The organism is Cryobacterium breve (assembly GCF_004402375.1).
GTDB classification, from domain to species: Bacteria; Actinomycetota; Actinomycetes; order Actinomycetales; family Microbacteriaceae; genus Cryobacterium; species Cryobacterium breve.
In genome coordinates, this window is record NZ_SOGJ01000018.1 from 1 (window position 1) to 26,089 (window position 26,089).

Consider the following 26,089-nt stretch of genomic DNA (forward strand, 5'->3'; position numbering starts at 1 on the left):
CGCTTGGCCCGCTGGCAGGAGCCAATCCTGACCTGAAGGAAATCCTGTCCCGCTGAATGGTGGAGTTTCTCGACACCGTGCAGGTCAGTGGTTTGATTATGCAGAAGTGAGCTCGGGAACGGTAACCACCCCCGTGAGCGCGGTGGCGTCGTCGTTGGCGAGGGCGTCGTTGAGGGCGCCCAGTAGCCGCATGGAGCCCTCGGAGAGGTAGCGGCGGGTGGAGGCCTCCCACTCGTCGTATTGCTCGACGAGGACTGGCCTTGCCCCCGGTTAGTGGACACGGGGTTATGCGGCTTTAGCGAAGTCCGCGTTCTGGTTTGAGTATTGCAGTTCGAAGTCGACGGGGCTGACCTGGCCGAGGGAGGTGTGCCGGCGGCGCCGGTTGTAGCGGTCCTCGATCTAGGCGCCGACCTCTCTGGAGGCCTTGTTTTTGCTGGGCCACACGCGTCGGTGGTAGAACTCGGTCTTGAGCGTGGCGAAGAAACTTTCCGCCATCGCGTTGTCCCAGCAGACCCCGGTGTAGCCCATCGACCGGGTGATCCGGTGCGCTTTCGCATCCACGGTGATCTGCGCTGAAGCGTATTGGGTACCACGGTCGGAGTGGAAGATCACCTGCTCGGGCCGCTCACCGCGGAGGGCCATGGCTATGACCAGGGCGTCTTGGATGAGGTCGGTGCGCATGTGGTCGGCGATGGCCTAGCCGATCACGCGGCGCGAGTGAGCGTCGATGACGGTGGCCAAATAGAGCCACCCTTCCCAGGTCCTCAGGTAGGTGATGTCGTCTACCCAGACCTGGTTCAGGGCCCCGGTGTCCCACTCTCGTTTGACGGCGTCGACGGGGTAGGCGTCCTCGGCCTGGCTGACCGTCGTGGTGCGCCACCGTTTCGGGCTGATGCCCACCAATCCCAGGCGGCGCATGGTGCTGGCCACGGTTTTCCGGGAGATGGTCTCACCATCGGCGCGGAGGTCGACGAGGATCCGCGGGGCCCCGTAGACCTCGTCTGAGTCGCTGTGGAACCACGTGACCTTCTGCTCGATGTTCTCCCGTCGCACCGCCCGCTCAGACGGGCTGCGGCCCAGCCAGGCGTAGAAGCCCGAAGGGGAAACGGCGAGGAGGCGGACCATGCGGACGATGCTGAAGTTGGTCTTCTCCACCAGCATCAGTGCGAACGCTTGGCGTTCGTATCCGAGGCTTCTTGGGCGAAGAAGAAGGAGGCTTTTTTAGGAACGCCCGGTTCAGTTTCAGGTCGGCGTTCTCTTTGCGAAGCCGCAGCAGTTCGGCCTTCTCTGTCTCCGTGATCCCAGCTTCGCTGGCGTCTTGGCTGGCCTCGAACAGGTTCACCCATCGGCCCAGGGTGGCTTCGTTGACGCCGAGCTCGCGGGCGCCGGTTGCGACTGCGCGGCCGGTGTTGATCACCAGCTTGACGGCCTCGTCTTTGAACTCAGGAGTGAACTCCCGGCGTGTGTTTCCCATGGTGAGCATTCTCTCTTGTGAGGTGTCCACCACCCGGGGTCAAGGCCACAGGTTCCTTCGTGACTGGGTGGTCGGAGGCTATGCGGCCGTGAGAAGGGTGTCGACGAGTTTGCCGTCGATGAGGTGGACCACACCGTGCATGCGCGGCAGATGGATGAGATCGTGAGTTACCAGCAGGGTTGAGGTGTTTCGCTCATCGGTGAGACGCAGGATCAGGTCGATGATGCTGGCACCGCGTTCTTGGTCGAGGGCGCTCGTGGGTTCGTCGACGAGGAGCACACTGGGGTCGTTCATCAGGGCGCGGGCGATGTTGACGCGTTGACGCTGGCCGCCGGAGAGCTGGTGGGGGCGCTTGTCGCGCTGACTGGCGAGGCCGACTGCGTCCAATAGCTCATCGGCGCGCGTGGCGGTTTTTGCGCGGTTCCGCCGACTGTGGTGGGCGCCAAGTTCATTCATGACGGCCAACTGTTCCCTCGCAGTGAGGGAGGGGATGAGGTTGGGCTGCTGGAAGACGATCCCGATCTTGTTGCGGCGTAGTTCGGTAGCTGCGCCCGGGTCCAAATCAGTGGCGTCGATGTCGTCGATGAGGACCTGGCCGGAGTCCGGGTGGATAAGAGTTGCCGCAACGGCGAGGAGGCTCGATTTTCCGGAGCCACTGGGTCCGGTGATTCCGGTGACGGTACCCGGGTGAGCTGTGAGGGTGACGTGGTCGACGGCGGTGACACGGGTGCCTCCGTCGGGGAAGGTGAGGGTGATGTTGTCGAGGCGGATCATCGGTTGCTCCCAAGGGCAGTGAGTGGGTCGGCGGAGGTGACGGAACGGAGAGCGAACGCGGCGCCGGCGAGGCCGAGCGCGGTCATGATCACGCCTGGCAGCAGCGTCGTGACCGGGCTGAGCAGGAATGGCAGCGCGGTGCCGGCAAGAGTTCCTAAGAGGGCAACGAGCCCCAAACCGATTCCGATTCCGATGAGCAGCACGATGAGTGCTTGGCCGAGAGCGTCGCGAACCAGTGATTTGGTGCTGGCGCCGAGGGCTTTCAGGACTGCGACGTCTCCTTTTCGCTGCATGGTCCAGACGGTGAAGAACGCGCCGATTACGAGGCCGGAGATACCGAACAGCATGACGACCATCAGCAGGAGTGACCCGATCTCGGAGCGGAAGGCGCTGAGCGCCAGTAGCGATCCGATAGTGCTTTCGGACATTGTCGTGTTTGACGTGTCGGCGGCAACCCAATCGGGGCTGCCGGTGACGGCGAGGACCGTTGCATAGGCGTCGGGGTTCCCGGTAGCGGCGGAGTAGGCCTGCCAGTCGTGCAGAGTCATCTGGACGACCGGGGTGTGGCTGTACCAGTCGTCTCCATCGACCGTTTCGACGACGTAGGTGCTGCCGGCGATCGTGACGTCATCGCCGGTCGTGACGTCGAGGCTCTTCGCTGCCGGGAGGGAGAGGCCTAAAAGACCATCACGGGAGGGTGCCGTGGAGTTGAATCCCGGTTCAACACCGAAGACGGCGATCGCCGCGCGGGTGCTGCCTGCTTCACCGCGGGTCTGGCTAATCCCAACAGGTATCGCAGCTGTCACCTCATCGGTTGACGCCCAATCCGTGGCCTGTTGCTCGGTGATTGTGGAGTCGGAAAAGCTGGCACTTGATGCCCCGTCGGCAGGAGCGGAAAACACGATGCGATCGGCCGGAAGCGCGAGCACGGCCGAAATATTCTGCGTAGCGAGCCCTCCTGTTAGGCCGCTGAGGAAACCGACAAGAACGGTGATGAGGCCGACGACGGAGCCGATAAGGACGAACCGGCCCCGGGCGAAGCGAAGATCGCGTAACGCGACGAACATGATGTCTGCCTTTCTTGCCACCGGATGCGATGACATATCCCACTCTCTCGTTTCGTCACTTCCGGGTCATCACCCGACGGAACACCCTTGTCTGCCTAAAAGACGGAGCAAACAGTCGTACTTTCGAACGATGAGGGCTCATCACCGTGGCGCGTAAAGTCCAAAGCATGTCCCACACCGCACTGACCCCTGTCTTCGTGGGTCTGCGGACTGGCCTGCACGCGCTGTTCGTCGCATTGACTCTTCTGGTCATCGCCCGTGCTGCACTCGTCCCAACTGACATGCGCGTCACCGTCATCGTCTTGTCAGTGGTTCTTTTGGTGACGTATGGCCTAGGAGGGCTCATCGGCCGATCCGATCGTTCCCGGTCTCGCCTGCTGAGGCTCGGCTGGCTTGCCGTGCTCACCCTGCTATGGGTTGCCCTGCTGTGGCTCAGCTCGGACGCTGCATATTTGGTCTTCCCCTTGTTCTTTCTCTACCTTCACCTTCTTGGTCGGTGGTGGGGATCCGCAACGATCCTGGTTGCGACAGGCGTCGCGATCTACGCCCTCGGGGTGCACGGCGGGTGGACCGTCGGCGGCGTAGTAGGCCCTCTTGTCGGTGCCGGCGTCGCCCTCCTCATCGGGCTCGGATACCAAGCGCTCGCCCGCGAAGCCGAACAGCGTGAAGTACTCATGAACGAACTGATCAACACGCGAGGGCAACTCGCCGCCATCGATCACGAAGCCGGTGTCCTGGCAGAACGCGCGCGACTTGCAAGAGAGATCCACGACACCTTGGCGCAAGGGCTCTCCAGCATCCAAATGCTGCTACACGCCGCCGAACGCGCCGACCCAGACCGGGCTGGAATAGAACATATCGTTTTGGCACGCGAAACCGCCGCCGAAAACCTCGCCGACGCACGCCGCTTCATCCGCGAGCTCACACCACCCCAGCTCGACGACCGCGGTCTCGGCGGAGCACTGCGCAGGCTCGCTCGAACACAATGGGCGACGCAGGGACTTGTCGTAAACGTGCGAGTCTCCGATAACGTCGCGCTGCCGATGCATCTCCAAACCGCGCTACTTCGCATCGCGCAAGGGGCAATCGCGAACGTCATCCAACACGCCCACGCCTCTACCGCCACGATCACGCTCGCGGTCGACCAGAACGACTTACGCTTCACCGTCGTGGACGACGGGACCGGATTCGATCCTCTTCTTCTGACCAAGGACTCGACGGACAAATCGGACTCATTTGGCCTTCACGCCACTCACGAGCGCGTGCAGCAGCTCGGTGGAAGCCTCACCCTCGACACTGCACCCGGCCAGGGAACCGCCCTGGCCGTAAACCTCTCCCTCGAGGAGCGCCCATGATCAGACTCGTCATCGCAGATGATCACCCGATTGTCCGTGCCGGTCTCCACGCACTCTTCAGTCTCGAGGAAGACTTCGAGGTCGTCGCCGAAGCAGCCACACCCGATCAGGCGGTACAAGCCGCCGAGCGTGAGAACCCGGATGTGGTTCTGATGGACCTCCAATTTGGTGCCCGCGAACCATCCACCGGTGCTGATGCGACTCGACTCATCAGAGCCCTCGACGCGGCACCGTATGTGCTGGTGCTTACGAACTACGACTCAGACGCCGACATCCTCAACGCTGTCGAAGCCGGAGCCAGCGGATACCTCCTCAAAGACGCACCACCACACGAACTGATCGCAGCCGTCCGCGCGGCCGCCGCCGGTGAAAGTGCTCTTGCCCCCGTCATCGCATCCCGTCTCCTCAACCGGATGCGTGCCCCCCAAATCAGCCTTAGCGGCCGCGAAATTCAGGTTCTTGAACTCGTCGCCTTAGGCCGTTCAAACACCGATGTCGCAGAAGAACTCTTCGTCAGCGAAACAACCGTCAAATCCCACCTCGCACACATCTTCTCCAAGCTCAACGTCACCTCCCGCACCGCAGCAGTCTCCGCAGCCCGCCGACAAGGAATCCTCCGATAGAACCGGCCCAGCAAGCGGGTTGAAAGTGAGCAGCCTGGATGAGAGCGGTCCACAATGGCCGTTCACGGTGGCCTGGTTGGCAGGAGCGGCAGCGCATTCCTTCGCAGCAGTGGCCATATACGCGCTGGGCCATGAGAATCGCTGGCAAGTGACGACCGCAGTATAAAAATGCCCCCTGTTGCTTCGAGCGTTTGAAGCCACCGATCGTTTGTGGGCACGTTGCGGTTCCCGCCACGAAGCGATCACAAAACGCCGCCACAAAGCGGTAACAGTCACACAACTGGACGGGTTTCGCTGCGCAATCTGACGTCAAGCTGGCGTGTACTGCAGCCGGACAATCTTTGCCCCCGAGCCAGTGGCTCCTGCACTCGCTACGGCGTAGGCTCTCCGCTCGCCTTCTGCTCCTGCCATGCATCAGTGGGAGAGGTCGTACTGTCTACGCTTTCACCCGCTCCCCCGAACTCCTCAGGCAGCGGCGTACCGACTGGAGCCGACCACGCTCGTGCTTCGTTCCGAAAGACAGTCTCGGTAACAACAACATCTTCCGTGAACAGTTCCTCAGGCAGTTCGCTTCGCGCGCGGTCTCTGGTTCTCGCTGGTCGTTTTGATAGCTGACTTCAGTTGCCAGCAAAGTGTTGCTCGCCAGGATTAGTTGGAGGGCTTCGAGCGTCGTGTAGTGCCATACGAGCCCGCGCTCACGCAAATCTTTGATAGATGTCCTACTCACAGCAACAGACTGCCCTAAAACACACCCGGCCCCTTCACACCCAGGCGAGAAGGCCCGAAAACGATCGTTTGCCGACCGCCAGGCAAGGCGAACGGTCATCAATTGAAATGAAAAGTCCGGTATGAGCTGCGCACATTGAAGCGGCGGCCGTCCTTCCGGCGCTGGACGAGATCGGCTATCGTGTCGACGTCTTCTGGGCTCATCCCGAGCTGCCGGCACATTGCGCGGACCTGCTCGACGGTGACCGGGAGCCAGCGGTCCGGGCAGTTCATCATGTCCGCCTTGAGCTTGTCCTCTTCGTTCCACTTGAGGCCCGTCGAGTAGCCGGCCGCCATATCAGCGACGTACGCGAGGATGCCATCGATACCGTTGGGCAGCGGTTCAAGCGCCCCCGACCTTTCCTTCTCAGGTGACTGCACTATTCCCTCAGCGAGCAATTGAATGGGCCGGGCGTCTGCAATCCATTCGGCGGTCTCGTTCTCGTTCCATTCGATAACGACAAGCGCATCCGCTTCCGCGCCCCACACATCGTTCAGGTGTTTACGGTCGGGCCACGCGTATATGACTCGCTGCCCGTCGAACGAGCTGGCGTTGAACCCGCGCCAAGTGTGGTGGACGACGTCGGGATCGGCAACAAGTTGTGTAAGGATTTCGCTCGAGAAATCTCTGCGTGGGGTGACGACCATGACTTGACCGCCGGGCTGCCTGAGCAGCCAAGTTGCCGCTCGGATGTTCTGTGGCTCGCGCGAGGTCTCTTCGCTACCGAGCCTCGACACTGCAACGGGACCTGCTGGCATGCGCGCACTCCTCATCTTGTGGAGTTCACAGTATCGCCGAGCTCCGACAGCGGGCGGCAGCGAAGTGCCAACGGCCTGCGCTGGCGCGCTTTTGAGGTTCCTTTTCATGGAACAGCGCCCAATAACGATCGTTTTGGGCTGGCGACGTAAGCGCCAAATCGCGCCGCACACACGTGATGTGGGCTCCCCTCAGGCTCCGTCCGTCGTTGCGTTGGTCAATCGGCTCTCCCCGGCGTATCAAGCAGTAGAAGAAGGAGAACTCGATGAACGGAATCACCCGCGCAGCCTGCACTTACACTTACCGGATGGCCACGGGTAATTCAGCAACGAGAGCTCGCAGCGGCCGCGTCATTCTGGACGTAGCGATCCCTCTCGTTTTGGGAGCGCTCGGTGTCCTGATCTTCGAGGCCCCGAATATCTTGCCTAAGGCAACGACGCAGCTCTACTGGGCGGGTGCTGGGCTCTTGGTCGCCACCGTGGCCCTTCAGGTGTTTCGTGCGCTGCGCGCCGACAGGCTGATCACCACCACGGACAATGAGGTCAATGACCTTCGGATAGCAATGAAGGACAGCATTGCTCCCGTCGCTCGGCTGCTAGCTGAAATGCCCAACCTCTCGGCCGGCGTAAAACGACGTCACGTCGTGCGGGTGGCCGACAAGGTAACTTCCGTGACCGCCTATCTCCTGCTTGCACACATTCCGCGTGTGCGGGCAAATGTGTTCGTCTTGAACGTAGCCGGCGACGAGCTGGTTCACGAGTCGACGAGCGGTGAGGGCGACGACCCTGGACCGTTCGCCGCCGGCACGGTCGCTGGCGATATAGCGCTCGCATGGACCAAGGCCGGGGGTGAGCCGTTCATCGTGGAGGACACACACGCGGACCCGCGCCCGGGGATCCGCAACGATGCTCGCTATCGCTCCTTCGTCTCGGTCGTGATCCGGAGCGGCGACTACTCGTACGGAATGCTCACCGTCGACTCTCCGGTTGAAGGATCCTTCGCGGAAGGCAGCACGTCCGTAGAAATTGCCAAGGTCGTCGCCGAGCTGCTCGCCGTCGGATATGCGAGTGCATATCCAGGCGTGAGTGCCGGCACCTCTAGCTGACTGTCAGCGGTTCGGCCTACACTCTGAGCATGACGACTTATGCGCCACGGGCAAAGACCTTCGGTCGAGTGCGCGCCACGACCCCGGCTCGCCCGGTTGAGGACGTCAACCTCTCCGACCCCAAGGTCGTACGCGGCATTGTTCAGGACGCAACCAAGGTCGCTCGCGCCGAGCAAGCGAAGCGCCGCAACAGGCGCTGGATCTAGTCGACCACCTCTCGGCGACAAATTAGGCCCCCGGGTAATCCCCCGATTGTGGCCGAGTGGCGCTTCCTAGTCATCCGACTAAAGAGCTGGCATGGACGCAGATCTGCCGGGCGCTCCCCCAAATTTCGAGCGGTGTAGCCACTCGATCGCGGAACTAGCCGAGCTATTCACGATCGGCCGCGCGACGGTCTACCGGGCCTTGGAACGCGCCACCACTTCGCGGAGGCTGCCGCGCCGACCCTAGCAATGTGGGGTCATGGAAGACGGCCCAGAGTTCGCAGAAGGCTCCTATGACTTCGCCCGTAAGACCTACCGCCTAGCGGAGGTCGATTCTCAGGTGTGGCGCGTCTATGACGGTGACACATACATCGGAATCGTGACTGAGACCGATGCGACGGCAGCCGAGCCGTGGCCCCACTACACCGAGCACAGCGCTGGTGATGAGACGGCCGCCGCACCGACTACCCACGATTGGCGGGCTGCCCTCGATCACCTGATCGAGGCGGCTGAAATCTAGTCCTCCCCCGCCACTATCGTTACGGCATGACCGCTACCGAAATTGCCGCATCAGGCCTTTGGACACAATGGCTCGGCCTAGGGCTGTCGGCAGTGGTTGGCGGCTTAGGCATCTACTTCGCGAGGCTGGCGCAAATCACTAGCCGGCTGTCCAGAGATAACCAGGAACGGGCCGCCCTCGCGGCGGCTGATTCTCCTGGCATCCTGCCCACCCCTTCGATTCTGCCCTCGATCGCCTGGTCTACTTCTCCGGTTGGTGGAGAGTCCTACGTTCTGGTAAACCGCGGCTTCGAAACGGCATATGACGTGACCGTGGACGGGCTTACGGAACTCGACAAGCAGCGGCTCACAGTCAACAATCCGACTCCTGAACTCGAGGCCGCGGCTGCGCTCGAATTCGTTTTGGTGTCGAGATTGTCGCTGTCAGGTCCCGCAAACTTGGTCGTCAAGCACTCGACCGAACCAGGCGGCACTCGCATTGGAAACGTGCTGCTCGTCCACGCTCCGTAGCAATCCGTTCAGAACCGGGCGTGACTGCGAGCTGGTCTAGCGGCCGCCTGCGTGCTGGTCGATCTTGTCGGGCCGGAAGCCTGACCAGTGGTCGCGCTCATCGACCACGACCACTGGGGCTTGGCTGTAACCGAGTTCCTGCGTGACGTACTCCAACGCGGGATCACTGCCTGTTAGGTCTACTACCTGGTACGCGATCCCTCTGGCGTCCAGCGCGCGGTAGGTGGCGCTGCACTGCACGCAATTCGGCTTGCTGTAGACGGTCATCATGCGGGGCACCTTTACGAGATGAGCTAGCAAGTGCTAGCTGTTGCTAGCTGTTGCTAGCGTTTGCTATCGTTTTTCGATCTGGTCGAGTCCGATTTTCAGGGCCTCGATCATCAGGTGCTGCAGGGAGTATCGCTCGCGCTTTGAGTAGTCGATGAGGCGGTCGCGCAAGTCCTCGTCAGTCCATCGGACCAGGCTAGATTTCGGCCGTTGCTCCTCCCCCGCGTTTACCGGGCTCGGCTTCGTGACCTTCGTTGTCCTGGCCTGCGCGGCCGCGGCCGCGGCCGCGTCATCCGGTCGTGCCTCTGCGGCTGCACCGAACGCGGCGATAGCGCTGGCATCTGGTTTCTTGTTTCGTGCAAGCGCCATTATGCGTATACCTCCGCTACTAGTTCCTGAATCTCGGCGCGGGCCTTCTTGCCCGACGCTCCTGGTACTTCCAGCACTCCACGGCCGTCCGCGAGCGAATCGCGGTAGGCCTTGCGCAGATAGAGAGCTGTTTCGAGGGGCTTCACCTGGGGGAACTCGACCAGGTACTCAGCAACGTCTACCGTCTCGGTTTCGTTGTGGTTTGTGGGGGCCTGGTTCAACAGGCTCCGGACGCGCAGTGCCGGGTTGAAGTCGTGTGCAGTGTCAATGACGCCCGTGAACTCCTCCAACGTCTCCACGTCGAGCTGGCTGGGGCGCAGAACAACGATCATCAGGTCAGCGGCAGTCATGGCCGTTCGCATCTCCTGGTTGTCGTCGCCGGCAGCATCCACGATCACGTGGTCATAGTGCTTGGCCAGGTCGGTAACCATAGCGTAAACGTTGCCCTGCTTCTCAACGAGTGTCATCGGCGGCGTGTGCCCTGCGTCTACCCGCCGTGCGTGCCACTTGGCCGAGCTGCGCTGCTTGTCCGCGTCCACGACGACGACGCGTGCGCCAGCGGCAGCCAGGCTCACCGAAACGTTAATGGCAGCGGTCGTTTTTCCCGCGCCACCTTTCGTGCCTCCAAAGAGAGTGATGAATCCCATTTCGTACCCTTCTGCTATTAAACGGCAAGAGCGGCGGCAGCCGCTCTTGCTAGCAACTGCTATTAATTGCTAGTGGCTGCTTGCAAAGCATATCGTGTGCTAGCAAGTGCTAGCGTTATATATCGGATGCTAAAACACGCTATCGAACAATAGCTAACACTAGCATTTGCTAGTCCGTGCTATCAAGTGCTATCACCGCGCGAATCTCAATGGCAGCCCTTCACCGACCTCGTGACTCAGAGTTCCTAGTTCGAAGTTCGGGAGAGAGACAACCTCGTGGCAAGGAATCGCGTAGCGATTCGTTGGCGTCACCCGATGCGGAACTGTTGAACTGGGGGAGTCAACGCCGTGCGGTGTGGTCGCGGTGCGGCAGTACGGTCAGGGTTCCGGGGTGAGGTCGATACGGGCTGTGTGGACTTGGCGGCCGCGGAACGTTTTTACGCTTGGCCACTGTCCGTTGACCGGGCGTAGGTACCGTGCGTCTTGGGAACATTTCGTTCCAGCGTTGCGACCACACCCCGGGCAGCCCGTCGCCGCTATCGCCTGGTCGTAAATTTTCGTGAGCTGCTGGGTCTCTTCGTTCCCGAGGTGCGTCGAGCAGGAGCCTAAGTACCCTCGATTTGGCCAGTAGACGGGCCTGTTTTTGCACTGTGCCCCGGTCGCTGTTGCTTGGTCGCAGCGTGCAGTCAGGGCGTCGTCGCGGGTTGCTGTGCGTTCGGCTCTGTTCGTCATAGACAGTCGCAGCCGAGTTAGGTAGTCGTCGTCGCTGGGGTTGGCCAACTCTGAATACCTGATGATTGCTTCTGGCGTTTGGGGAACGGCCCATTCCAGGCCTCGATCGTTCGTGGGACTTACGGGTGCCTCGGTGTCTATGAGCAGTTGGGCCTGTTCAAACAGTTGGATCTCCGATAGCAGCCACTCATCAAGAGTGGTCAATCCTTCGAGGATAGGGGAGAGCGCTATTGGTTCTTGCCCGTAGGCGTTGGCAGCAGCGCGGTAGGCCGTCAACGATTTGAGGATCGAGCGTGCTGCACTGAGTAGACGATCCGGTGACCCTTCCGTCGCAATTGGCTTAGCGCGGTTGTTGGGTTTTCGTGTCGGTTTCCGCTTACTCATCCAGGAATCGTATCCGTGCGCGTGAGCGCCACTTGCGCACCCTCAATGTTGAGTCTCGTTCTTCCCGGCTTGCGGCCGTAGCGCTTTTTATCTTCTTCGAAGAAGCGAGCAGATGCGCCGTTGTCCTCTGCCCTGATCCGGGCAACTCGGGCAACTTCGGCGGCGGCAGCAGCAGCCTGTTCACGGCGGGCCTGCTCGTGGGCGGCCCAGCGTGCGCGGTGCTGTTCGAGCAGGGTGGGGGAGTCGAGGTCGATGGTGGTTTTGATGAGCCAGGCCATGTAGGCGATTGGGTTGTGTTGGCGGTGGCCGTCTTGCACTGTCATGCCGGCGCGCTGGTTGCCGGCGGCGATCGCGTCGAGCAGGGTGGCCGCGGTCCAGCGGTCGGGGGTGATTCCGGCGCGGTTGAGCATGGCGCACACGCTGGCGGGGTGGTGTTGGCGTGCTAGCCAGGGCAGCCGGGTGCTGAGTTCGACGGCGAAACGGTAGAGGTCGGCCGGCCACGGCGTGAACGTGTGCCGGCCTGGGGAGGTTTTGGCTTCTGCAGCTTGGTCGAGGCTTCCGCGCGCCCTAGCGCGTTGGTGTTTAACCATCTCGGTAAGGGAAGATTTTGGACGTTCTTGACTACTACGTAGTTGGTAGACAGCCCTTCTCCTGGCTGTGAGTGCGCGGGTTGAAGCACGCTTGATCTGGTGCCGGCCGTAGCGGGCTTTGATCAATGCCCGCTCGGCTGCGGTGAGGTAGCGCCCGGTGAGGAGCGTCTGTGCGAGTTTGAGTTTGTCGAGGACACGCCAGGCGCGACCGATGGTGCGAATGTGCACCCCGAGTTGCGCGGCGAGGGTCTTGTGCGCAACGGTCACGCTGCGCCCGGTGCCGTGATCTGCATAAGGGGCCGCTGCGGCCGCGACCCGGTAGATGGTGTCTATCGCGATCGTGTCGTCTTTGGTCTTGCGTGCCTGGTCGATTTCATCGGCCGGGATTTCCCGGAGGTCCCGGAGCCAGAACGTTCCTGAGTGCCATGCCACTGTGTGGCGGTGGGCGCCGGGGGGAGGCTCCCAGGGGGAACGGGCCGGCTCAATGGGCCCAGTGCCCGCCGGCTGACCGTTCGCGTCTGTGGGGCGATCCTGTGGCTGTGAATTGCTGCGTTCCGCCGCCGTGGTGGCCAGGGCGGCTTCGATATCCGTGGCCGACGGCAGCCATTCCGTCGCCCAGTAACCCGCACGCTCGGCTCCACCCGCATGGGGGGAGTCCGGTGTCGACACAAAGGAGGACGCGCTATCTGCTGATTTACGAACAGAAACATGAGTTTTTGGCGTCGTTGCGCTTATGATGAAGTCAACTCCTTAGGTCCTTCCTTAGGTGGGTACTAAAAAGCTCCGGTTGGTAGCCGGTGTTTTTCTGGAAATGCTCTGAACCTGGTCAGTCGCCAAACTTCTTCAGGTTCGAGCCAATGCTTCAAGGCCCGTCGCGAAAGCGGCGGGCCTTATGCGTTAATCGCGGTCGATAGGCAACTCCCCGTCGCGGTTCTTCTCAGGCATCCACGGCGGGATGCCCTGGTCCGTCAGTTCGAGGTGATCGACAACCATCTCGAACAGGACAGCCGCCGAGATTTCGGAACGCTTGGCAATCTCGATGAATCGCTCACGTTGATCCTTCTGGACTACCCACCCAAGGGTCACCGGATTATCTAGGGTGCCTCGGGGGCGTCGACGGATTGCCATAGGTCATAGATTATTCCTATATCTCGGATTAACGCTAGCGCTGGTGGTGTGTCGCGCATTTCGGTGCAGCCAGGGCGTGGCACGGCTCGCCGTGCCACGGTGCTCTGTGACCCCGAATTGACCTGTGTCGGCGGGGCGTGGGGGAGTGGTCAGCCGAGGAGGTAGCCGACTGTTGCACCGAGGTCGGCGGCAATCAGTTCACGGTTGGCCCAGAACTGGGTCTTGGCTGGTCGACGCCGGACGCCTTCTGGAGCGTTGTTCTGGACGTAGCCCAGCCGGCCCAGTTCGCGTATCGCTTCATGCACGGACCCGCGAGACATAACGTCTTCTCCGATGAGGTCGAACAGCTCGAAGTAGGTGCGCGACTTTTGGAGCAGAATCCGCAACACGATCGCTCGCGTAGGAGCAGAGTACGCCTCGTGAAACCGTGCGACCCGCTCGGGAGCAGGGATAGCGGACATGCGGTTCATTTTGTCGGACTCTCACCGGTTCCGGCGCGGGCTTCGCCTTTGAACCCCTGCGCCTTGGCCGCTATATGTAACTCAGTTACATAAGGGCTCCTCATGTAAGTGGATACCCGGTATTCCTATGGACAGTGAGAATCGTGTCGGCCTTCCGGGAGGACACAAGCATACTTCCGCGTAAAAATGCGAAATTAATTTACCCCTACTTCGGGAAACACCCCCTTTTGGGTGGAATGCGGGGGTGTCGTAGGAGACACTTAGTATGCAGCTCGGGGGACTGCTTAGGTTCCTCGATTGTTTAGTAAACAATTTGAGAGGAAGAACCTATGACTGACACCAGTCGAGGAAACGAAGGCAACGTATTCGGCGGCGCGGCCCGCGCAAGCCAGTACATCGAAGAGGACACCTGGGAGCGCCCGCCGGACGTCCAGGAGCCCGCTGACGAACCAGGGGAGTCCGGCTCAGTTCTGGACGACACCCCACCCGATTCACCCTCCGCCGATATCCCGATATGGTCTCCCTCCCTCACGCCCACTGAATCACCGGCACCTGCCGACTCAACGTCAGTTCTGTTCGGAGGATCTGCAGCAGCGCTAACGGCGACTGACTCGGGCAAGGCCACCACGGGATTCCGCGGCGCTATCGCCCGAATGGGATTCCCGGTCAAGCCTGGGCCTGAGGAAGTAGCGGCCCGGCATCTTGAGTCAGTGCGGCTCGAAGCCGAGACCATCGTGCGGCAGGCGACTTGGACACGCGCTGTTTCCGTACTGGTGAACAACCCCAAGGGCGGGACTGGGAAAACTCCCACAGCGGTCATCCTCGCGGGCGTAATCGCATCGATTCGCGGGGGATCAACGGCGGTCCTGGAAGTCTCTGACGACCCGGGCGCGCTGGGCTACCGCGCCGAAGGCAACCCCAAGTTGGGTCTGGGAGAGCTGGTGCGCGATATTGACCAGGTCAAGACCGCTGGCAGGCTCCACGGGTACACCGCACCGCAAACGTCGTTTGCTGACGTGATCGCCTCGACCGGCCGGCGGGACCGCCTGACTGGCGAGGCCGTGGTCTCGGTCTGCAAGGTCATCGATGAGTTCTACGGGATTCGCGTTATGGACTCGGGCAATGTCACTACCTCATCCGCTTTTCAGGGTGCGGCCTCGGTTGCTGACGTTCTCGTTATCCCAGTGATGAACGCGGGGGATTCGGTACTCGAAGCGATTCAGCTACTCGAGGAGCTGCGCGCCGCGGGCGGCCAGCCCAAACGCCTGGCAGACACCGCGATCGCCATTCGGCTCACGGACGGCCGACCGGAAAACCAGGCCGTCACCGCCGAAGTGGCGCGCCTGTTGAAGGAAGCCGGCGTTACCTCGCTACACGAGGTCCCCTACGACGCCCACATTGCAGAGCGCCAACAAATCACCCTCTCCAAGCTCGCGCCCGCAACCCGTGACGCGTTCGCGGCCGCCGCCGCCGCGGTCGTCATTTCCCTCAAAAACTCGGTTCTGACCGACCACTGAAAGGTACGAAACCAATGAACGATTTAATTCTCGCCGCCGTCACCCAGTTGCCCCTTGCCATTGACAACCCCCTCGATGGGCTGATCCCCGACTTCTCCTTCGGCGGATCCGAGTTCACCGCGTTGTGGCAGAAACTCATCACCGCCATTTGGGGAATCGCGATCCTGATCTCCATCGTCTACCTGGCGCTGGGACTGGTGTCCATGGCCGGCGCTTCCAGCGACTCCAACCCGAACCCGCAGCAGCACGCTCAGGGTCGCAAAAAAGCCCTGTGGGCTGGCGTCTCCCTGGCCGGCCTCGCCGCCCTCGCGCTGATCGTCGGCGCGATCCTCAGTTTCGTCGGCTAACCGCCAACCCTCTAGGAGACGCAGCATGCGTATGTATACCAAAGCCGGCCGCAGCCGGTGGCCCTATGTCATCGGCGCAGCCGTAGTCGTGGTCGCCGTAGCCGGCGGCATCGTCTACTCATCCGCCCAACCAAGCGGAGAACCCACCGCAACAGCATCAAGCGAACCCACCCCAACGGCATCCGCCCCCTCTGGCGGGGGTAGCTCAGGCGCTGGCGACGGCGACGAGGGGCTGGCGCCCACCGGGTGCCTCGGCGGACAGGACCGCAACGCCCTGATGGTGAGTGATGCGCAGAAAGCGGCGAGCCACACCACCTTCGGAGCGGTCGAAGTCGCCACGTCCTTCTACCGGTTCTACTGGCAGTACCCCTACGCACCCGCTGACCAGCTAGACGCGGTCAGTAGCGCGGTCATCGGCAGCAACGCGCCGGACAGCTTCAAGCAACTCTCCACGAGCTTTGAAGCTGTCGGGGACAACCCGACCGGCGGCAAGGTCGCGGCAGGGACCCCCTTTCACATGTCAACCACGAACGGGCTATGGCGTGTTTCAGAAGAATCGACGCCTGATCGGATCATCGTCTCCCTCGCGGCCGGGTATGTCATTGACGGGGCGCTCAGTCCAACTGAAGTCGGTGTGGGCGGTTTCGTCATGGTGTGGGAGAACGACGCTTGGCACGTTGAGTCAGGGATTAGCCCGGACCAAGACTTACTGGCTGCAGGCGGGACCAGATACACGGGAGGTTGCTAATGGCTGAGAAGCCTTGTGCGAATCCGGTGGAGTGCCTGAACAACGACGTAAACGGCGGCGTCGAAGAGGCCGTTGGTGCGGTAGGTGAGTTCTTTGGGGGTGTGGGGGATGCCGTTGGTGGTGCTGTAGAAACAGCAAACGGTTTCGCAGACTTCTGGTCTGATCCGGCGGGCAACTCTTTCAAGATGTTGCAGGACGGCGCTAAGGGCCTGGCTGATGATGTGTTGCCCGCGATCACGCATGCGACCCTGCCTGATTTGACGGCTGATTGGTTTATCAGCTCGTACCGAATCAGTTTCGGCCTGGCCGTGTTCGTGCTTGCTGCTCTGCTCATCCCTCAGTTCGTCCGCACCGCCCGCGGTCAGCAGTCGGGCCGGGACCTGGCGGAATCGCTGGGCCTGTACGCGCCACTGTTCCTTATCGGCGCAGCGTTTGGCCCGGCTGTGGGTGCGATTCTGGTGCAGTTCTTCGGCGCACTGTCGGACTCGCTCATCAGCTGGGGAATCAATACGTCCGCGCAAACGATCGTGGACAAGTTCTCCGAAATGTTGAGCAACGACGACAACGGCGTGGGCCTGGCCGGCGGCGCGATCGTGGGAATCATTCTGATGATCTTCATGATTATTGGCCTCTTGATCGTGGTGCTGATCCTCATCGTGCAGCTCATCACGCTGTACTTCTCGGGGGTCCTTTTTCCCCTCGGGTTGGTCTGGATCGTTGACCCGACAAAGCGCTCCTTCGGGTTGAAGATTGCCTACCTGTGGTTTGGCATCCTGGCGTCTCACCCGCTGCTGTTCTTCATGCTCGCGATCGCCTATTCGATGGTGTCAAGCACCGTCAATGTGTTCGATGGGAACGCAACACTGGAACGAACGGTAACGCTGGTGGTGTCGATCCTGTCGCTGTTGATCGCCGGGCTCTCGCCGGTACTGCTAACGAAGTTCGCTCCGGTTCTGCCCATGGGTGGCAGTGGCGGGGTTCCTTCTCGCGGGGGCAACATCGGTTCTAGCTCTATGCAGCAGGCCGATGCGCGAGTCAGCGACTCTGGGTCTAGCTCGCAGTCCGATAGCGGCGGGGCCTCTCGCAGCGGTGGGGCTGACTCCGCGTCGTCTAGCGCTGGTATATCCAGCCCGTCCGGCATTTCCGGCAGTTCCGGAGCTAACAGCTCCGGCGGGGCTGGCGCTGAGTCTGAGGAAGCTAGCTCCTCGATCACCGCGGCCACTAAGGGCCGCGCTGCCGGCGGTGGTGCAGCTACTCAGGGAGCTACCGCGGCTACTGCCGCGGAGGGTGCGGCCGCCGCTGGCGCTGCCGAGTCCTCAACGGGCGTGGGTGCCGCTATCGGCGTCCCGACAATGATCGTGGCCGGCGCTATGGCGGCCGGTAACGCCACGAAGAAGGTCTCCGACTCTGTTGGCGCGGCCGCAGCTGAACCAGTCGATGACCATGAAGACCACTACGGAAAGGACTCGACCTCATGAGTAACACCAAGGAAACCGCGATTCGTTACCTCGGCGGCGAGTCTGGCCACCGGTCCTTCTTCGGCGGTACGTCCTCGAAAGGCCGCACGATTGGTTTGGCCGTGTTCGTCGTTGGCGGCATTGTCGGCATGGCGCTGACTAGTTCCCTAGTCGTGCTGCTGATCGCTGCCGGCGGGGCCGCGGCGACAATGCTCGTTACCGCGCGCACGCACCGCGGCACCATCCTGCAGCGTCGGGCTAAGCGTTCCCGGTGGCGCTCACGCAAGCGCCTCGGCACGGACGTGTACACGCCGTACGACGATGAGGAGTGGGCCCGGCTGCAGCAGCTCGCCACGGTCGGCACCAAGCCGGAGAAGGCCGCTGCGTCTCGCGCCTTGGGCCAGATGCGGGCGAACCCGGACGGAGCCGACGGGATGGGTTGGCTGCAGTACGCCGCCAACCTGCCGGGTATCGCCTGGCATGCCCCGATTGGGCAGCAGCCCTACCTCTCGGTTGCGTTCAGCGTCTCCGGGCAGCTCCGGGGGATGGAGACCGCACAGGCCCTCATGCGGGCGTCTGCGGGCTGGGGGCGGTTCTTGGCCCGCCGGGCCTCGCCGGCCTCGCTCATTAGCGACATTCAGCCGCTCACTCGCGTGCTGCCGCCGGACTCGGCCAGGCAGCAACTCTGGGTGACCAATCGCCTAGAGACCGAATCGGCGGAGCAGCCGTGGACCGACGCGCAGCGGGAATCTTTCTACGCGCAGACCAGGTCCTATGACCAGGTCATCCGCCGGGCTAGCGCTGACGCCATGGTGCAGCGGCATTACGTTGTTGTGTCCTGGCCGCTGACTCAGCAGTTCACGGATGCGGCCGCGAAGTTTGGCACCGGTCGTGACGCCTGGCGGGCGCTGATGGATGACGAAATCAGGGCTACCGTGCGCGGGCTGACAGACGCGCGTGAGGGTGACGTGGTGGCGTTGACGGCTAAGCAGACGGCCGCGCTGATCCTTCACCAGCAAAACCCGAGCATGCCCATTGACCTGGTGCGCCAGGTCGAACCAACACAGTTCGGGTTGGCCTCGCATGACGAGTTCTCGGCGCATGTGGTCGAGAGCTTCGATCCCACTTTCGTGCACCCGGGTGAGTCAGACGAGAACGCTCCGGCGGTGACCTGGTGGCACCGTACCGCCGCGATCCATGGGGAGAACCTGGCCGTGGCCGGCCGGTCCCCGTTGTGGAGCTTGGACCTGCTCATCGGGCGGGAACTAACGTTTGTCCGCACGGTTTCGTTCCACCTGCACTTGATCCCCGCGGGCCAGGCTAAAGCTGCCGCACGCGCTGACGTGGTGCGCGATATGGCCGGCGTTGTCGCTGACCAGGAGAAGGGCCGTTTGGTCTCCGACGACTCGACCACTCGAATGTCGGCCGCGCAGCGCCGTGCCGCGGACCTGTCCGCCGGTTCGCACCACCACGGCGTTTCCTGGGTGGGTTACATCACTATTTCCGCCGGCAGCCGCGACGAGCTCGCGCAAGCCTCACGGCAGCTCGAAGAAGCCTGCTCCACCGGTTTGGGCATCGACCGCCTGGACTGGCAGGACTCCTTTCAAGCTGCAGCCTCTGGCAGCACCTGGCCGATTGGGCGCGGGCTCCGCGCTGACTCGGCCTCCTTCGCAACCCGCTTCATTGGCCGCCTGGCCGGTCGCAGCGAGAAAGAAGCAATCTCATGAGAAAAGACCGAGCTCGGGTTATGCCCGTCGCGCCTTCTAAGCCCAGCAACTCTGCCGCCCCGGCTGGGGCGGAGAACGTGGATATGCCGCGCCGGCAGCCGCGACTTGCCAAGATTCCCTTGCTGAAAATGTTCGTCCCGCCGGAGGCTCTGGCTCCGGCGCTGACCGGTACCGAGAGCGCGGCAACGGATGGAAGCCATGCGCCTCTAGACGTGACGCCGTTCAGCCTGCCCGGCTCCCGGCTGCGTTCGTCGCCCTCAGCGGCCGCCCGCGGCTGGTACGCCCCGGCGCTGGCCGGAGCGCCGACGACGACACGACAGGCCGAGATTTTGAATACGGGCATCATCGGTGCCCCGACCGGGATTGAGGGAGTCGTCAACGGGACAGACAATCTGTCGTCGACGATGATTTGCCACGATGCTCCGACCGCGTACAACATGACGCCTAGGCGCATCACCAGCCCTAACGTGTTGGTTTTGGGCACGGTCGGTTCTGGTAAGTCATCGTTCACCAAGACGGTGCTTGTTATGCGCCCGCTGCTGCTGCGTAATCACCGCGCGGTGGTGTTTGACAAGAAGGACCAGGGCGGCGAGGGCGAATACTCCTCCGTGGCCCGCCGGTTGGGCGCAGCGCCGTTGCGCTTTGACCCGGACGGCTCCGGTACCCGATTGAACCTGATGGACCCGCTTATCGCTTCGGGCACCGGTCTGCAGGGCCAGATGTTGCTTATCAACGCTGTTGCGCGCATTGCCCGCAATGACCTGCCGGCGTCGGAGTGGGAAGAAAAGGCCACTCGCTACGCTCTGCAGAACTTGTTTGCGGAGATGGAAGCGACGGACACCACCCGCGCGGCGACCACGGCGGATTTGCTGCCGCACCTGGGCGACGTGCCCGGGGATCAGAACCTCTCGGACCTGGCGAAAGAACGATTCCACCAGGCGGGTTTGTCGATCCGCTTTGGCCTGGAAAACCTGCTGGAAACCTACGCCGGAGTATTCGACGGAGAGACCAGCCGAAACGTTGACCTGGCACACAAGCTGACGACCTTCGACGTGTCCCAGCTGCCCGACGACGGGCCCGCGGTGCCTACGGTTATGGCCATCGGCAATATGTGGCTGATGGGCCGGCTGCGCCATGAACGCGGGTACATCACCAACGTTGTTTATGAAGAGGGCTGGCACATGATCGGTGGGCCTTCTGCTCGCCTGGTCAAGGCCAATCAGAAGCTCTCTCGCTCGCTGGGTATCTCCAACGTGTTCGTGATGCACAAGGGCACCGACATTCCCGAGGACAGCCCCGGCTACACCGTTGTCCAGGAAGCGCAGACGGTTTATGCGTTCCGGCAGGACCGCGACGAGGACGCCCGGTGGGTCAATCAGACGTTCAACTTCGCACCGGATACCGCGGAGACGCTGATGAAACTGGAAGTTGGTAACTGCGTGTTCAAGTACGGTTCCAACCCGGAAACGCACATGCACCACGTCCGCTCCGATTGGGAAATAGACGCGACCAACACCGACGAGGCCATGGCAGCCGGCGCGGCGACGGCGTAATCGGGGGAGGGGGCCACTATGGGAAAGCTCGGGGGCGTAGCCCTTCTGATCGTGCTGGTATTCGTCTTTACCGGCATCGTGTTCGTGACCGGCGGCGGTACGAACTCGTGCGCGGTGGCGGCCACAATCAGCCCGGCCACGGTGGCCGGCCTGGAACCGGTGGCCGGTTATTCCGGCGACCAGCTCGTCAACGCCGCCGCGATCATCACTGCAGGCGCGGCCGCGGGCGTGAACGTGCAGGGCCAGACGCTGGGAGTGATGACGGCCATGGGCGAATCTGGCCTACGCAATATCGAATACGGAGACCTGGCGGGGCCAGATTCTCGCGGCCTGTTCCAGCAGCGCGACACCTGGGGCACTCTGGCGCAGCGCCTCAACCCGACCCAGGCGGCCGGGTTCTTCTTCCAACGCCTGGTGAAGGTTCCGAACTGGGAGACGTTGACGCCCACCGCGGCAGCTCACGCCGTACAGATCAACGCGGATCCCGATCACTACGCACCGTACTTCTCCAAGGCAGAAGCCGTCGTTGCCGCTCTCGTGGGCGGTGACGCCGCGTGCGCAGCGGCAGTAGTTGCCGGCGGCGACGCGCAGCAACTCGCGGCCGACCTGGTCGTGAAAATCGACGCGGGCAACATCACCGGGATTGCCCCTGACCACTTGAAAGAAATTCGGTGGATTGCAGCCGGGGAGACTCACGAGAACTGCGGAATCAACCTGGCTGTTTTGCAGATCATCACCGTTGCTGTCAACACGTTTGGCAGCGTCGGGATCTCCGACATTAACCGGTTGTGCACCGACCAATACCTAGGCAACCCGAACAGCTCCCACTGGGCTAACGGTGGCGGCCATGCGGTGGACTTCTTCTCCTTGGGCCGCACCCCGACGACGGGCGCGGACGCTAACGCGATCAAGCTCCTGAATATGCTCGCGCCCCTGATGCCTGAGGGCTCCGCTACTGGGCAAGTGCAGTGCCGCGCAGACGCGGGCACCTCAATTGAGTTTGCGGGGATGAATCAGTTTGAGGACTCCTGCAATCACGTTCACCTGCAGGTCGATCCCGCGTTCACCGGCTCACTGAAAGCTGCTGCCTGATGCCGGCCGAAACAACGTCGATAGCTAATCTCGCTAGCGACGAGTGGACGATCACCAACACCGCGCACGACGTCGTAACCGTCGACCTCTGGTTAGACGTCGCGTTGCGCCGGCACCGCGCCGAGCTGGGCACGGTCCCGGCCGAGCTGGTGGCCGTGCGCTACCAACTCGAAGGCGTGGACATTGACGGTGACGTGTGCGCCGTGCGCTCGGTCCTGGACTGGCTGCACGAGGCCTACCGGGTCGCCAAAACGTACGACGTAACCACCCGGCCTGAACGATACGCGCTGCTGCAGCGCCTGGCCGATAGCCGGGTCATGCCCTCAGAAATGGCGGTAATGGTCGGCGTTGACGTGTCGATCGCTGAACGCTTCGCGGGAGCCGACGACGAAGCGCGGATTGCGCGCTCGATCCTGCACCGCATTAAGACCGCCCAACAAAGGGGACACCAATGAACGACACCAAAAGCAAATGGATGACCGCCTTCCTGGGGGCTCTGCTACTCGCGGGGTTCTACCTCGCTGTCCACGTCGGCGCCGCTCTTACCCCGACCGGCCACACGTACTCCTGGAACTTCTTCACACTCCTGGGGGATATGGCCCTCCGTGGCGCACCCTGGCCGCCGGCAGCGACTGGGGCGTCTGTTGTCGCGCTGATTCTCGCGCTGGCCGTGTTCGTCGGGTTCATGGCCTGGATGGCTAGGCGGGCCTCGAACAAGCGCGGCAACGCTGCAATAGCTCACATGGCCACGCGCAAGCAGTCCGCGGTGCTGCGGCAGAAAGCACGCACCAAGGAAGCCGCGCAGCTTCACCCGAACGCCGAGTCCCTGCCGGCAGGGCAGAGCGTCGGCCGGCTGATCGGATCGAAGAAATGGGTGCTGCAGGGCTGGCGTGAGCTGGGCGTGTACGTGTTCGGGCCTGGACGCGGTAAAACATCCGGAATCGTCATCCGGCACATGATCGAGGCACCCGGAGCCGCGATCATGACCTCAAACAAGGTTGACGGCGTCCGCGAGACATTGGCCGGCCGGCAGGACCGCGGCCGGGCGTTCGTCTTCGACCCGAACCGGATTTACCGGCGGGACTTCACCCCCGATTTCGTGTTTAACCCGCTGGACTACATCGAGAACGCGGCCGACGCGAAAGAGCTGGCGGCGATCTTCGAGGCCTCCACCAAGAAGGGCTCCGACCGGGGCGGGGATGCCCAGTTCGACACGGCCGGCCGCGACATGCTTGCCTACTTCTTCCTGGCGGCCAAGCTGGACGGTCAGCCGCTCTCGCAGGTGTTCTCCTGGCTCTCCCGCGCACAGGGCGACGAGGTCGTGGACATTCTGAGCCGCCACAAAAAGACCGGGCCGGCCGACTTCATAGCGGGCATCTTGCTGTGGCCAGAAAAGACCCGCGGCAGTGCGTACGCGACAGCGCAGCGCATGGCGTCCGCCCTGGCCGATGACGAGCTGCTGGCCTGGACCTCGGCCGAAGGGGTGCGCCGCTTCGACCCGGCCGCGTTCATCAGAAGCACCGACACGCTCGTGTTGCTGTCCAAGGATGGTGAGGGCTCCGGCGGTGCCCTCTTGACGGCTCTCGTCCGTGCGATCTGCAAGACCGCGCAGCGCGCCGCCGAGAACAACGGCGGCCGCCTGGACGTGCCCCTGGTGATCGAGCTGGACGAGTGCGCAAACATCGTGAAGTGGCCCGAGCTGCCCTCGGTGTACTCGTATTACGGCTCCATGGGCATCATCCTGAACACTTATTTCCAGTCGCGCGCCCAAGGAATCGACGCGTTCGGCCGCGATGGCTGGGGCACCCTCTGGGATGCCGCATCCAACCGCGTCTTTGGCGGCGGTGTCCTGGATGACGAGTTCTTGAAAACGATCGCAGCGCTAATCGGAGAACACGACGAAATCACTTACGGCAGCTCTACCGGTCGTGACGGCGCTATGTCCACCTCGACCAACACCCGGAAGGTGAACACGATGGACGTTGCCGCCCTGGCCTCCCTGCCGGAGTGGCGGGCGATCGTTTTCAACTCCAAGTCCCGCCCCGTCATGGTTCACACCGTGCCGTGGTTTAGGGACAAGACCCTCAAAGCGAAGATCGAAGGCACGGCCGCGGCCGCCCCGGTCACGCCCGTGATCGGATCGGCGGTGCCCCGTGGCTGACGGCGACGTGACCGGCTTGACCGACAACGAAATAGAAGCGCTCACGGACGAGGAGCGCGACTCCCTCAACGATGAGGCGATCAACCCCGACACCGACGAGGAGCCAGAAGAAGACGTTGACGCGCAAGCTCAGTTCCTCGACTGGGTCGTGGAGCATTTCTCCATCGTTGAGGTAGTTGGACCCAACAAGCGCTTCTACTGGTGCGCTCAGTGGTACGAGCACAAAGAAGTCGTGGCACGCCTGTTCGCGCTCTGGCAAGCTCACCTGGCCGCCGAGCTGGACCTCGGGGCAGTGTCGTCCTGGTGGATCAACGATTGGGACCGGCACGCGGCAGTCTTCTTCGACCCCGCGAACGGCCCGTTTCGTTTCTGCGACCGCACCCGCGGACACCTCTCCGAAACAAAAGAAACCGGCCCGGCCGTGTCCCTGACAATCCCCCCGGCGGAATGGCAGCTACCCGCGTAGCAAAGCTTTTTTACGCCTCACCCCAGAGCAAAGGACTTTCGAACATGTGGGACACACCAGCAGTTGAATACGTGAATGATTGGGCCGGCCAGGATTGGGTCTTTGCGATCGTCGCCGCTGTTATCGCGGCCGCGGCGATCTTCTTCACCCCGGCCGCCGTCCGGTTCGGGAGCGAAGCGGTCAGTTGGGTGGGTAAGGCCGTCGCCGTCGTCGTTGTCGTCGTGGCGCTTGTGGGCCTGTTCGTGCTGTACGGACTGCCAGGAACGATGATGCGCCATATCCCGGACCATGGAAATGTGGGTTGGGTCGTGGGGGGTTTCGCGGTTCTTTCCGTCGCGTTGGGTATCGGCGGGGCGGTGTTCTATAGCCGGGTCCCGGGCCCCGCCTTCATACCCTTCATTCCCGCCCTGGTTGTTGCCGGCGGCGTCATCGTCGGCGGGCTCGCGGATGCGCTGTCCCGCTTCTCCTCGTCGTTCCCTGTGAGCGAGTTGGGCGGGCTCGCCATGATCGTGGCCGTGGCCTTCGTGCTGTTTAACGCACGCAGCGGGCGGCGGTAGCGGCCTCCTCTACCAACACAAAAGGGCCCCCGACACATCGTGTCGAGGGCCCATTTCGATGGGCGCCGCTGGCGTCCTAACGCTCTCGGCCATCTCGGCTGGGTCGTGGAGCACGCCTTCAGACCGACCAAGACGTGCACGACCTCGGCGCGGTGTCGTCTTGGTGGATCAACGACTGGGACCGGCACGCCGCGGTTCTTTTCGATCCCCAGAACGGCCCATTCCGGTTCTGCGATCGCAACCACGGCCACCTCTCCGAAGCCAAGAACACCGGGCCGGTAGTGCCACTGGCAATTCCTCCGGCTGGATAGGACTTACCCGCGTAGTTAGCGAGCCACATGGCCGTTAGTGCATGCGGGGCGACGCGCCGACTAAAATCAGCCTGGAGGCCCGGCTCAAACAAGCCGACCGTAGTGACCTAGCTGCAACTCACTCTCAATTTGAGCATATAGAGCTTCGGAGTCCGGTGTCCGTTCCCGAACTTGAAGCTTGGCGGAACGCGAGGAACCAGTTAGCGCTGAGTGAGTATGCAATACCGATGCTCCGCTGCGTCCCGTTCCCGTAGCTATTCCAGGCGCCCGTCGAAAACGGTGTTGACGTATTGCACGCCGGAGATTGAACGCTCGCTGTTCCGAGTTGGAGGCGTCCGTACATGGTCGTCCCACCCCACGTGTAAGTTCCGTCCTGGCGACCCGATCCAACGCTAAGACAATGACTTCCACCGGCAATTACAA

General features: G+C 62.5%; 30 protein-coding genes. 18 read left to right on the forward strand and 12 right to left on the reverse strand.

Annotated elements, in window-relative coordinates; genetic code table 11:
• Nucleotides 1-399 precede the first annotated feature (399 nt).
• The 5 genes from E3O65_RS06905 to E3O65_RS06925 form a co-directional block, all read right to left on the reverse strand.
• Entirely contained in the window at nt 400-681 is a 282-nt protein-coding gene (locus E3O65_RS06905) for an integrase core domain-containing protein (RefSeq protein WP_134363013.1), read from the reverse strand.
• Between the two features lie 15 nt (nt 682-696).
• Nucleotides 697-1,125 carry an IS3 family transposase gene (locus E3O65_RS06910; protein WP_166785679.1) on the reverse strand — a complete coding sequence of 143 codons (429 nt, stop codon included), beginning with the start codon at nt 1,123-1,125 and terminating at the stop codon, nt 697-699.
• Nucleotides 1,061-1,483: a transposase gene (locus E3O65_RS06915; RefSeq protein WP_166785680.1), complete on the reverse strand. Its 423-nt coding sequence runs from the start codon at nt 1,481-1,483 to the stop codon at nt 1,061-1,063. The genes E3O65_RS06910 and E3O65_RS06915 overlap by 65 nt, the downstream gene beginning before the upstream one ends.
• 69 nt (nt 1,484-1,552) lie before the next feature.
• Nucleotides 1,553-2,248 carry an ABC transporter ATP-binding protein gene (locus E3O65_RS06920; protein WP_134363016.1) on the reverse strand — a complete coding sequence of 232 codons (696 nt, stop codon included), beginning with the start codon at nt 2,246-2,248 and terminating at the stop codon, nt 1,553-1,555.
• Nucleotides 2,245-3,315 (reverse strand): FtsX-like permease family protein, encoded by a 1,071-nt coding sequence (locus E3O65_RS06925; protein WP_134363017.1) that lies wholly within the window; start codon nt 3,313-3,315, stop codon nt 2,245-2,247. Before E3O65_RS06925 ends, E3O65_RS06920 begins: the two co-directional genes overlap by 4 nt.
• A gap of 167 nt (nt 3,316-3,482) precedes the next feature.
• Here E3O65_RS06925 and E3O65_RS06930 point away from each other — a divergent pair, with 167 nt between their 5' ends.
• On the forward strand, nt 3,483-4,670 hold the full coding sequence (locus tag E3O65_RS06930) for a sensor histidine kinase (protein ID WP_134363018.1): 1,188 nt from the start codon (nt 3,483-3,485) through the stop codon (nt 4,668-4,670).
• Entirely contained in the window at nt 4,667-5,293 is a 627-nt protein-coding gene (locus E3O65_RS06935) for a response regulator transcription factor (RefSeq protein ID WP_134363019.1), read from the forward strand. The genes E3O65_RS06930 and E3O65_RS06935 overlap by 4 nt, the downstream gene beginning before the upstream one ends.
• An 825-nt stretch (nt 5,294-6,118) precedes the next feature.
• Here the strand turns inward: E3O65_RS06935 and E3O65_RS06940 are convergent.
• Nucleotides 6,119-6,817, reverse strand: a complete 699-nt coding sequence (locus E3O65_RS06940) for a hypothetical protein (RefSeq protein ID WP_134363020.1) — start codon at nt 6,815-6,817, stop codon at nt 6,119-6,121.
• Nucleotides 6,818-7,122: 305 nt separating this feature from the next.
• Here E3O65_RS06940 and E3O65_RS06945 point away from each other — a divergent pair, with 305 nt between their 5' ends.
• The 4 genes from E3O65_RS06945 (at nt 7,123) to E3O65_RS06955 (ending at nt 9,152) form a co-directional block, all read left to right on the forward strand.
• On the forward strand, nt 7,123-7,920 hold the full coding sequence (locus E3O65_RS06945) for a GAF domain-containing protein (protein ID WP_134363021.1): 798 nt from the start codon (nt 7,123-7,125) through the stop codon (nt 7,918-7,920).
• A gap of 29 nt (nt 7,921-7,949) precedes the next feature.
• Nucleotides 7,950-8,126 carry a hypothetical protein gene (locus tag E3O65_RS16660; protein WP_166785681.1) on the forward strand — a complete coding sequence of 59 codons (177 nt, stop codon included), beginning with the start codon at nt 7,950-7,952 and terminating at the stop codon, nt 8,124-8,126.
• A 256-nt stretch (nt 8,127-8,382) separates the two neighbouring features.
• Complete coding sequence (locus E3O65_RS06950; RefSeq protein ID WP_134363022.1) at nt 8,383-8,643, forward strand: hypothetical protein; 261 nt, start codon at nt 8,383-8,385, stop codon at nt 8,641-8,643.
• A gap of 26 nt (nt 8,644-8,669) precedes the next feature.
• Entirely contained in the window at nt 8,670-9,152 is a 483-nt protein-coding gene (locus E3O65_RS06955) for a hypothetical protein (RefSeq protein ID WP_134363023.1), read from the forward strand.
• A gap of 36 nt (nt 9,153-9,188) precedes the next feature.
• On the opposite strand, the gene nrdH is transcribed toward E3O65_RS06955, so the two are convergent.
• The 6 genes from nrdH to E3O65_RS06985 form a co-directional block, all read right to left on the reverse strand.
• Entirely contained in the window at nt 9,189-9,422 is a 234-nt protein-coding gene (nrdH, locus tag E3O65_RS06960) for a glutaredoxin-like protein NrdH (protein WP_134363024.1), read from the reverse strand.
• A 63-nt stretch (nt 9,423-9,485) separates the two neighbouring features.
• Nucleotides 9,486-9,788, reverse strand: a complete 303-nt coding sequence (locus E3O65_RS06965; protein ID WP_134363025.1) for a hypothetical protein — start codon at nt 9,786-9,788, stop codon at nt 9,486-9,488.
• Nucleotides 9,788-10,435, reverse strand: coding sequence for an AAA family ATPase (locus tag E3O65_RS06970; protein WP_134363026.1), 648 nt, complete (start codon nt 10,433-10,435; stop codon nt 9,788-9,790). Before E3O65_RS06970 ends, E3O65_RS06965 begins: the two co-directional genes overlap by 1 nt.
• A gap of 1,112 nt (nt 10,436-11,547) precedes the next feature.
• Complete coding sequence (locus E3O65_RS06975; protein ID WP_134363027.1) at nt 11,548-12,573, reverse strand: hypothetical protein; 1,026 nt, start codon at nt 12,571-12,573, stop codon at nt 11,548-11,550.
• A 465-nt stretch (nt 12,574-13,038) separates the two neighbouring features.
• Complete coding sequence (locus E3O65_RS06980; protein WP_134363028.1) at nt 13,039-13,269, reverse strand: hypothetical protein; 231 nt, start codon at nt 13,267-13,269, stop codon at nt 13,039-13,041.
• 149 nt (nt 13,270-13,418) lie between these two features.
• Nucleotides 13,419-13,730 (reverse strand): hypothetical protein, encoded by a 312-nt coding sequence (locus E3O65_RS06985; protein WP_134363029.1) that lies wholly within the window; start codon nt 13,728-13,730, stop codon nt 13,419-13,421.
• A gap of 710 nt (nt 13,731-14,440) precedes the next feature.
• Between E3O65_RS06985 and E3O65_RS06990 the strand changes: the two genes are divergently transcribed.
• The 12 genes from E3O65_RS06990 to E3O65_RS17595 all read left to right on the forward strand — a co-directional run bounded on the left by E3O65_RS06990 (nt 14,441) and on the right by E3O65_RS17595 (nt 25,666).
• Nucleotides 14,441-15,247 carry a nucleotide-binding protein gene (locus tag E3O65_RS06990; protein ID WP_134363030.1) on the forward strand — a complete coding sequence of 269 codons (807 nt, stop codon included), beginning with the start codon at nt 14,441-14,443 and terminating at the stop codon, nt 15,245-15,247.
• A 14-nt stretch (nt 15,248-15,261) separates the two neighbouring features.
• Nucleotides 15,262-15,594: a hypothetical protein gene (locus tag E3O65_RS06995; RefSeq protein WP_241985773.1), complete on the forward strand. Its 333-nt coding sequence runs from the start codon at nt 15,262-15,264 to the stop codon at nt 15,592-15,594.
• A 25-nt stretch (nt 15,595-15,619) separates the two neighbouring features.
• Entirely contained in the window at nt 15,620-16,342 is a 723-nt protein-coding gene (locus E3O65_RS07000) for a hypothetical protein (RefSeq protein ID WP_134363031.1), read from the forward strand.
• Complete coding sequence (locus E3O65_RS16665) at nt 16,342-17,820, forward strand: hypothetical protein (RefSeq protein ID WP_166785682.1); 1,479 nt, start codon at nt 16,342-16,344, stop codon at nt 17,818-17,820. The genes E3O65_RS07000 and E3O65_RS16665 overlap by 1 nt, the downstream gene beginning before the upstream one ends.
• Nucleotides 17,817-19,526 (forward strand): hypothetical protein, encoded by a 1,710-nt coding sequence (locus tag E3O65_RS07010; RefSeq protein ID WP_134363033.1) that lies wholly within the window; start codon nt 17,817-17,819, stop codon nt 19,524-19,526. The genes E3O65_RS16665 and E3O65_RS07010 overlap by 4 nt, the downstream gene beginning before the upstream one ends.
• A gap of 83 nt (nt 19,527-19,609) precedes the next feature.
• On the forward strand, nt 19,610-21,079 hold the full coding sequence (locus E3O65_RS07015; RefSeq protein ID WP_241985774.1) for a P-loop NTPase family protein: 1,470 nt from the start codon (nt 19,610-19,612) through the stop codon (nt 21,077-21,079).
• 18 nt (nt 21,080-21,097) lie between these two features.
• Nucleotides 21,098-22,171 (forward strand): hypothetical protein, encoded by a 1,074-nt coding sequence (locus E3O65_RS07020; RefSeq protein ID WP_134363034.1) that lies wholly within the window; start codon nt 21,098-21,100, stop codon nt 22,169-22,171.
• A complete protein-coding gene (locus E3O65_RS07025) occupies nt 22,171-22,626 on the forward strand; it encodes a hypothetical protein (RefSeq protein WP_134363035.1) in 456 nt (151 codons plus the stop codon). Before E3O65_RS07020 ends, E3O65_RS07025 begins: the two co-directional genes overlap by 1 nt.
• Nucleotides 22,623-24,332 (forward strand): type IV secretory system conjugative DNA transfer family protein, encoded by a 1,710-nt coding sequence (locus E3O65_RS07030; RefSeq protein WP_134363036.1) that lies wholly within the window; start codon nt 22,623-22,625, stop codon nt 24,330-24,332. Before E3O65_RS07025 ends, E3O65_RS07030 begins: the two co-directional genes overlap by 4 nt.
• The gene (locus E3O65_RS07035; protein WP_198411699.1) at nt 24,325-24,798 is read left to right on the forward strand and encodes a DUF4913 domain-containing protein; all 474 of its coding nucleotides are present in this window, start codon (nt 24,325-24,327) and stop codon (nt 24,796-24,798) included. Before E3O65_RS07030 ends, E3O65_RS07035 begins: the two co-directional genes overlap by 8 nt.
• 44 nt (nt 24,799-24,842) lie before the next feature.
• Nucleotides 24,843-25,355 carry a hypothetical protein gene (locus E3O65_RS07040; RefSeq protein WP_134363037.1) on the forward strand — a complete coding sequence of 171 codons (513 nt, stop codon included), beginning with the start codon at nt 24,843-24,845 and terminating at the stop codon, nt 25,353-25,355.
• 152 nt (nt 25,356-25,507) lie between these two features.
• Nucleotides 25,508-25,666, forward strand: coding sequence for a DUF4913 domain-containing protein (locus tag E3O65_RS17595; protein ID WP_422386410.1), 159 nt, complete (start codon nt 25,508-25,510; stop codon nt 25,664-25,666).
• The last annotated feature ends 423 nt before the right edge of the window (nt 25,667-26,089 follow it).